Genomic DNA, 8403 nt, shown 5'->3' on the forward strand with positions numbered 1-8403 from the left:
TCTGTTCGCGGACGGTCGATTTCGTTTCCATGGATCGAACTTTATCTACTCATAGATAGATAATCAAGATCTTTTTTATGGGGTGCGATGAAAGGCCTGACGGATCCCGGGTGTCGGCACGCGCTGTGGGTGCACCACAGCGGCGGGTTCCTCGGCGAGACGGCCGACGCGGAAGGGGCCGCGCAGTGATGCGTGCGCGGCAGACTGGCTGACGGACAAACGCAGGCCCGCCTGCCGTGCCTGCGTCACAACCGCACGATCGTCGATTTCAGCTCGGTGTATTTGTCGAGCGCGTGCAGCGACTTGTCGCGACCGTTGCCCGACTGCTTGTACCCGCCGAACGGAAAGTTCATGTCGTCGCTGCCATCGCCGTAGCAGTTGACCCAGACGGTGCCGGCGCGCAGGCGCCGCGCGACCATATGCGCCGTCGCCTGGTCTGCCGACCACACGGCCGCCGCGAGCCCGTACTCGGTGTCGTTGGCGATGCGCACGGCCGAATCGACGTCGTCGAACGCGATCACCGACAGCACGGGCCCGAAGATCTCCTCGCGCGCGATCGTTGCGTTTGCATCGACTTCGAACACGGTCGGCTCGACATAGAACCCGCCCGTCTCCTCACGCACGCGTGCACCGCCCGTCACGAGGCGCCCCTCCGCCCGTCCGAGCGCGATATAGCGCATCACGCGTTCGAGCTGCACGTGATCGACGATCGCGCCCATCGCCACCGCGGGATCGAGCGGATGCCCGGGTGCGAAACGTCGCGACGCTGCCACCAGCCTGTCGACGAACGCATCCTTGATATCGCGATGCACGAGCAGGCGCGAACCCGCCGTGCACACTTCCCCCATGTTGAAGAAGATCGCATCGGCGGCCGCCTGCGCGGCGCGGTCGAGATCGGGACAATCGGGCAGCACGATGTTCGGCGACTTGCCGCCCAGTTCGAGCCACACGCGCTTCAGGTTCGACTGAGCGGCGCACGCCATGATCTGCTGCCCGGTGCGCGCCGAACCGGTGAACGCGATGCAGTCGACGTCGCGATGCAGCGCCAGCAGCCGTCCCGGCTCGGCGCCGCCGGGCACGACGCTGAACACGCCGGGCGGCACGCCCGCCTCGCACGCGAGCTGCGCGACACGGATCGCGGTCAGCGGCGATTTCTCGGACGGCTTGAGCACCACGCTGTTGCCGGCCGCGAGCGCCGGCGCGAATTTCCACGCGGCCATCAGGAGCGGGAAATTCCACGGCACGACCGCCGCGACGACCCCGATCGGCTCGCGCGTGACGAGACCGACGAGATGACGATCGGCCGGCACGACCTCGCCGCCGACCTTGTCGATGGCCTCGGCATACCAGTCGACGCAATGCGCGGCGGCCGGCACGTCGATCGCCGTGGTGTCGGCGATCGGCTTGCCGGTGTCGAGCGTCTCGAGCAGCGCGAGTTCGTTCCGATGCTCGCGCATCAGCGCCGCCCAGCGCTGCAGCACGGCCTTGCGGGCACGCGGATTCATGCCGGCCCACGCCTGCGCGTCGAACGCGCGGCGTGCGGCCGCCACGGCCGCATCGACGTCGTCGGCGCCGCAGTCGGCCACGTGCGCGAGCACGCGGCCGTCGATCGGGCTCACGCACGCGAAGGTCGCGCCGGTGTGCGCGTGGCGCGCGTCGCCGTCGATGAATGCGCGCGCTTCGATCCGCACCATGGCCGCGCGGGCCTGCCAGTCTTCGAATGTGGATGGATTCAAGGGTGTTCCCCCTCCGGTCAAAGGTAGGCCATCACGATCCGGTCACCGGATCGATCGGCGTGAACGTACCGGCGCGCGCCTCGATCGCCTCGCCGGCGGCGAGGCACAGCGCCTCCTGGAAGCGGCCGGCGACGAGCTGCACGCCCGTCGGCACGCCGCCGCGCACGCCGGTTGGCACGGACAGCCCCGGCAGCCCGAGCAGCGCGGTCGCCAGCAGCGGCCCCTGCGTGTCGACGATGTGGCGCATCGCGTCGTCACCGTGCTGGTCGGCATCGATCGCGAACGGCTGCGCGCACGACACCGGCATCAGCAGCAGCGGGTAACGGGTGAAGAACTGCTGCCAGTCGCGCAGCAGCGCGGTGCGCCGTGCCAGGCCGTTCATGTAGCCGGCCAGGTCGAGCGGCGCCGCGAGGTTGCGCTGGCTCGCGAACGCGGTCCGGATCGCCGCGTCTCCGTGCTGCATGATCACGTCGCCGAGCCCGCCGCACGCTTCGTTGGTCACGAGGTCCAGCCACAGCGCGCACGCTTCGGCGATCCGCGGTGGTTCCACTTCCTCGACGATGCAGCCGGCGTCCTCCAGCCAGCGCGCGGCCTGCCGGACCGCATCGACGACCACCGGGTCGGACGGCACGCCCGGCAGTGCGGGACACACGGCGACGCGTGCGGGAAACGCCGCGTCGCGGCCGGCCGGCGCGACCGGCATCCACCATGCGTCGCGTGCGTCGCCCACCGCCATCGCGTCGAGCGCGAGGCGCAGGTCGCCGACCGTGCGCGCCAGCGGCCCCTGCACGGACGCGAGCTGCACGGCGAGCGTGCGGTCCTTCGATTGCGTCGGGTTGTAGGCGGGAACGCGGCCGGTGCTCGGCCGCAGCCCCGCGACGCCGCACGCGTAGGCCGGGTAGCGGATCGAGCCGCCGAGATCGTTGCCGTGCGCGATCGCGCCGATGCCGGCGGCGACCGCCGCGGCCGCGCCGCCGCTGGAGCCGCCCGGCGTCAGCGACGGATTCCACGGATTCGACGTGCGGCCGTGCAGGTCGTTATCGGTGAACCAGCGGTACGAAAACGCCGGCGCATTGCTGCGCCCGATCACGATCGCGCCGGCGTTGCGCAGGTTCGCGGTCACCGGGCTGTCCTCCTGCGCGACCTGGCCGGCAAACGCGCGCACGCCGTTCGTCGTCGCGCAACCGGCCGTGTCGACGTTGATCTTCACCGTCACCGGCACGCCGTGCAGCGGGCCGACGGGCGCGCCACGCGCGATCGCGCCATCCGCTTCGGACGCCGCCTGCAACGCGCTGTCGGCCAGCACGTCGACGATCGCATTGATGACTGGGTTCACCTGCTCGAGCCGCTGCAGGCAGCTGTGCACGAGTTCCGTCGACGACACGTCGCGCCGCGCGACGTGCGCGGCCATCTCGCCCGCGCTCAGACGCCACAATTCCTGGGTCATGGGATGCTCCTCGTTGATGATTGGATCGATTGGATTCGGCCGTGCACTACGCACGTGACGCCACGGCTTGCGGCGCATGCGACGCGTAGATCTTCCGGCACGTCTCGACGACCTCCCACGTGCCGCGAAAGCCCGGCGGAATCACGAAGCGGTCGCCGGCACGCAGCACGCGTTCGCCGCCATCCGCATCGCGCACGATCGCGACGCCGCTCAGCATCTCGCAGTACTCCGACTCGTCGTAGTCGATCGTCCAGCGCCCGGGCGTGCATTCCCAGATGCCGCAACTGAACTGCCCGCACGGGCTGATGTAGTGATGCGACAGCGTCTGCGTCGGATTGCCGTCGAGCAGCAGCCCGACCGGCACGCGGCTTTGCGTGAGTTTGGCCGGCGCCTGCATCAGGTCGACAAGATGGTGGACGTGGGTCATGAATGCCTCCAGCGCATGAGTGAGTGGTTCAAAAACGATTCTTGGCCGCGCGGTCATGCGAGTCGCGCGGCACGGGTCAAAGCAGGTCCATCGTCCGGTGCCATGCCATCGCGAGCGCCAGCATCGGCGTGCGCAGCGCCCGCCCGCCCGGGAAGTCGCGATGGCGGATCCGGCCGAACAGGTCGAAACGCGCGGCCTGCGTGTCGATCGCTTCCGCGATCAGCCGCCCCGCGAGACCGGTCACGTTCACGCCGTGTCCGGAGAAGCCCTGCGCGAAATACACGGTGGGCTCGAGCCGCCCGAAATGCGGCGCGCGATTCATCGTCGCGTCGATCAGGCCGCCCCACGCGTAGTCGATCCGCACGTCGGCGAGCTGCGGGAACGTCTTCAGCATGTCGCGCCGCATCGCCGCCGCGAGATCGCGCGGCGTGCGCGTCGAGCTGCTCGCCTTGCCGCCCCACAGCAACCGCCGATCGCGCGTCAGCCGGAAATAGTCGAGCGCCGCATTGCAGTCGCTGATCGCCGCGTCGGCCGGCATCGTTGCGGCCGCGCGGGCCGCGCCGAGCGGCTCCGTCGCGATCACGTAGGTCGCCACCGGGATGATCTTGCGTGCCAGACCCGGCGCGAGCCGCCCCAGGTACGCATTGCCGGCCAGCACGACGTAGCGGGCGTCCACGTGCCCGCGCGCGCACCTGACACGGTGGTTCGGCGCGGCGCGATCGAGCGCGAGCGCGGGCGTGTCCTCGTGGATCGTCACGCCGGCCGCGCGCGCCGCCCGCGCGAGGCCGAGCGTGTAGTTCAGCGGATGCAGGTGGCCGCTGCCTTCGTGCCGCAGGCCGCCGGCGTAACGATCCGACGCGACGAAGCGCGGCATGTCGGCGCGCTCGACGAGTTCGTAGCCGCGATAGCCGAAGCGGCGCGCCGCGGTGTCGCGCCATCTGCGCAGCGCGTCGAGGTGGCGCGTCTTGTTCGCGGCCGTCAGATAGCCGAAGGTCAGGTCGCAGTCGATGCCGTGCCGCTCGACCCGCTGTCGGACGATATCGACCGATTCGAGCCCCATCGCCCATATCCGCCGCACGTCGTCTTCCGGCAGATGGGCCGAGAACGTATCGATGTCGCACGAGTATCCGGCGATCAACTGGCCGCCGTTGCGGCCGCTGGCGCCCCAGCCGATTCGCGACGCCTCGACGAGCACGACCGAATGACCGCGCTCGGCGAGATCGAGCGCCGCGGACAGTCCCGTGAGCCCGCCGCCGATCACGCACACGTCGGCGGAAACGGCACCGTCGAGCGACGGATGGCGGGTCCGGTCGTTGGCGGTATCTGAGTAGTAGGACTGAACATGTTGCTGATTTTCAAACTTGAGCATGAGTGACATTCGCGAACGGCGTCGCGTCAGAACGCGTAGATGAGTTGGGTTGCGAGCAGGTCGTTCGACTTCGCGTACGACCCGTCGTGACGCAGGAATACCTTGTTGCTCGCCCAGTCGTGCCGGTACTCGACCTTGACTGTCACCTGCTGGGTCGGATAGAACAGCAGGTCGAATGCGGCCGCCTGCCGCGTCGCGCCCTTGCACTCGAAGCCGACACCGCCGTTCGCCTTCGACGTCGCGAGGCAGTCCGCGTCGATGCCGAAGCCGTTGTTCGGATCCATTCCGTTGCCGTTCAGCCCGATCGACGATCCGCCGCCGCCGTTCCTGCGGTTGACGAGCAGGTCGTAGCGCAACGTCGCGCCCATGCGGCCGACCACCGGCACGTTGAACTTGCGATGCGCGAGCAGCGACAACCCGAACCACTGCGCGAGCCCGCCGTTGAACGCGCCGTGCTGTTGCTGGCCGTAATCGAACTCGGCGTTGTACTGCGCATCGGCGAGCGTGTAGGTCGCATCGGCTTCCGCGAAGAAGAACGCGCCGTACGCACTCGGCGCATTGCCGCCCACGCCGTAGTGCACTGTGCCAGTGACCGGGTCGATCGCGCTCGGCAGCGTCTGGCGGCCGATGTTGATCGAGCCGCCGATATCGAGCGCGCTGCCGCGCATGTAGTCGACGCGCGCGGTAAAGGTCGGCACCTTGTTGCTCGTCGTGACCGGGTCGCCGAGTGCGTTCACGCCGGTCTGCGTGACCGCGCCGGCGCTGCGGAACTGCTCGTTGCCGACGAAGAACTTCCACGCCCACTGGCCGCTCGGGCTCAGGTAGTTGATGCCCGCGCCGATCGACGAACCCGGATCCGAGAAGTCGTACAGCAGGTTGTGCGTGAGCGTGAGCATCTGGTTCGACTGCTGGTACTCGTAGCCGCCGAAGCCGAGCACGAGCCCGCCGACGAATGCGGTCGTGCCCGACAGTGGCACCGTGACGACGGCCGTGTTGACGATGTCGAGGCCGCTCGCGCCGCTGCCCGTCATCATCGACAGGCCGGCGCCGCGGTTCGGCATCAGCGTGATCTCGGCGGACGGCGCGGTCGGCCCGACGCCGAACGTCTTCTTGATGTCGAGGAACACGTCGCCGATCGTGCTGTTGTAATACGTGTAGGCATTCTCATGGTTCGCGAACTGGAACGACGACGTGCCGGCACCACGGTTGTACACGTAGGTCGGATCGAGATAGCCGGTCACCGACAGCCCCGCGATCGGGCCGGTGCGCGCGGCGTCGGTCAGCGAGTCGACTTTCAGCTGCTGGTTCGCGACCTGCTGACGGATTTCGGTCACGTCGTCGTTGGTCAGCACGGCCGGAGCCTGCCCGTAGCCGGGCGCCGACGGGTCGACGGCGGGCACGCCCGAGGCCGCCGCCGACGCCGGGGCCGCCGCCGGCTTCGCGGCCAGTTGCGATTGCAGCGCGCTCATCTGCCGCTGCAGCACGGCGAGCTGCTGCTGCAGCGCCCTGATCTGGTCGGCGCTCGAACTCGCGACGGCCAACCCCGGCAACGCACCGGCAATCAGCGCGCAAAGCATCTTCTTTTTCATTCAACGTCTCCTGGTCGTTCTTCACTTCACGGGATGCGGTGCGGGGTCGTGCCGCGCCGGCGCGGCCGACGGGCGAGCGGGCGACGACGCGGCTGGTACACCTGGTGCACCCGGCACTTCCGGCGCTGCGGCCGCGTGCCACGCACGGGCGTCGCGGGCCTGCCGTCGCTCGCGGGCCAGCATCGAGCGGTTCACGACGACGACGCCGATCGTCACGACCGTGATGAACACCGACGCGAGCGCGTTCATCTCCGGGTTGAGTCCGAGCCGAACGCGCGAGAACACGACGAGCGGCAGCGTCGTCGAACCCGGGCCCGACAGGAAGGCGGAAAGAATGACGTCGTCGATCGACACGGTGAACGCGAGCAGCCAGCCGGACACCAGCGCCTGCGCGATCAGCGGCAGCGTGATCACGAAGAACACCTTCAATGGCCGCGCACCGAGATCGAGCGCGGCTTCCTCGATCGAGCGGTCGAGCTCCTTCACGCGCGACTGCACGATCACGGCGACGAACGACAGGCACAGCATCACGTGGCCGATCCAGATCGTCAGCCAGCCGCGCCCGGCCGGCCAGCCGAAGGTCTGCTGCATCGCGACGAACAGCAGCAGGAGCGAGATGCCCTGGATCACCTCGGGAATCACCAGCGGCGCGTTGATCATCGCCGCATAGAGCGTGAAGCCGCGAAAGCGCCCCATGCGAGCCAGCACGAAGCCGGCCCAGGTACCGATCGCGACCGACGCGGTGGCCGTCAGCAGCGCGATCTTCAGCGACAGCCATGCGGCGGTGAGCAGCTCGTCGTCGTCCAGCAGCGCCGCGTACCACTTCAGCGAGAAGCCCGACCACACCGTCACCAGCTTCGACGCGTTGAACGAGTACACGACCAGGCTGATGATCGGGATGTACAGGAACAGGAAGCCCGCGCCCAGCACGCAGGCGGACAACAGGCGATTCGCGCGGGTCATGAGCGCCCCTCCGCTTCGGCCTGGCTGTAATGGAGCAGCGCCATCGGCACGAGCAGCAGTGCCACCATCGTCACCGTCACCGCGGACGCCATCGGCCAGTCCATGTTGTTGAAGAACTCGTCCCACATCACGCGGCCGAGCATCAGCGTGTTCGCGCCGCCGAGCAGTTCCGGAATCACGTATTCGCCGACCGCCGGAATGAACACCAGCAGGCTGCCGGCGACGATCCCGTTCCTCGACAGCGGCAGCGTGATGCGCCAGAACGCGGACCACGGCGTCGCGCCGAGATCGTGTGCGGCCTCGAGTAGCGTGAGGTCCAGCTTCACGAGGTGCGCGTAGAGCGGCATCACCATGAACGGCAGGTACGAATAGACCATTCCGATGTAGACGCCCGCGTCGGTGTGATAAAGGCGCAGCGGCGTCGCGATCACGCCGAGCGCCGCCAGCGCGTGATTGAGCAGGCCGTCGTCCTTCATGATCCCGACCCATGCATAGACGCGGATCAGGAACGACGTCCAGAACGGCAGCATCACGGCCATCATCAGCAGGTTGCGGCGTGCCGGCGCCGCACGGGCAATGCAGTACGCGATCGGATAGCCGGCGAGCAGGCACATCAGCGTCGACGCGGCGGCCATCTTCAGCGAGCTGACGTAGGTGTTCAGATACAGGTCGTCCTGCAGCAGCAGCGCGTAGTGCTTCAGCGACAGCACGACCTGAACCGTACCGGCTTCCAGCCGGGCGAGCGCGGTGTACGGCGGAATGCCGAGCATCTGATCCGCGAAGCTGATCTTCAGTACCAGCACGAACGGCAGCGCGAAGAAGATCACGAGCCACAGGAACGGCACGCCGATCGCGACGCCGCGGCCCGACGG

7 protein-coding genes are annotated in these 8403 nt (G+C 68.5%); all 7 read right to left on the reverse strand.

All coding sequences use genetic code 11. The annotated features are described in order from the left end of the window. Positions 1-245: 245 nt before the first annotated feature. A complete protein-coding gene (locus tag DIE06_RS37005; RefSeq protein WP_185733574.1) occupies positions 246-1694 on the reverse strand; it encodes an aldehyde dehydrogenase in 1449 nt (482 codons plus the stop codon). Positions 1695-1767: 73 nt separating this feature from the next. Next, entirely contained in the window at positions 1768-3183 is a 1416-nt protein-coding gene (locus tag DIE06_RS37010; RefSeq protein WP_124665647.1) for an amidase family protein, read from the reverse strand. Between the two features lie 46 nt (positions 3184-3229). Further along, positions 3230-3610, reverse strand: a complete 381-nt coding sequence (locus DIE06_RS37015) for a cupin domain-containing protein (protein ID WP_124665648.1) — start codon at positions 3608-3610, stop codon at positions 3230-3232. Positions 3611-3686: 76 nt separating this feature from the next. Beyond that, positions 3687-4979 carry an FAD-binding oxidoreductase gene (locus DIE06_RS37020; RefSeq protein ID WP_124665649.1) on the reverse strand — a complete coding sequence of 431 codons (1293 nt, stop codon included), beginning with the start codon at positions 4977-4979 and terminating at the stop codon, positions 3687-3689. 26 nt (positions 4980-5005) lie between these two features. Then, entirely contained in the window at positions 5006-6568 is a 1563-nt protein-coding gene (locus tag DIE06_RS37025; RefSeq protein WP_124665650.1) for a DUF3138 family protein, read from the reverse strand. 21 nt (positions 6569-6589) lie between these two features. Continuing rightward, positions 6590-7531 carry an ABC transporter permease subunit gene (locus DIE06_RS37030; protein ID WP_124665651.1) on the reverse strand — a complete coding sequence of 314 codons (942 nt, stop codon included), beginning with the start codon at positions 7529-7531 and terminating at the stop codon, positions 6590-6592. Continuing rightward, a partial coding sequence (locus DIE06_RS37035) for an ABC transporter permease subunit (RefSeq protein ID WP_124665652.1) occupies positions 7528-8403 on the reverse strand: 876 nt, incomplete at its 5' end. The genes DIE06_RS37030 and DIE06_RS37035, both read right to left, overlap by 4 nt.

It is taken from the genome of Burkholderia sp. Bp8998, from assembly GCF_003854235.1.
GTDB lineage: Bacteria > Pseudomonadota > Gammaproteobacteria > Burkholderiales > Burkholderiaceae > Burkholderia.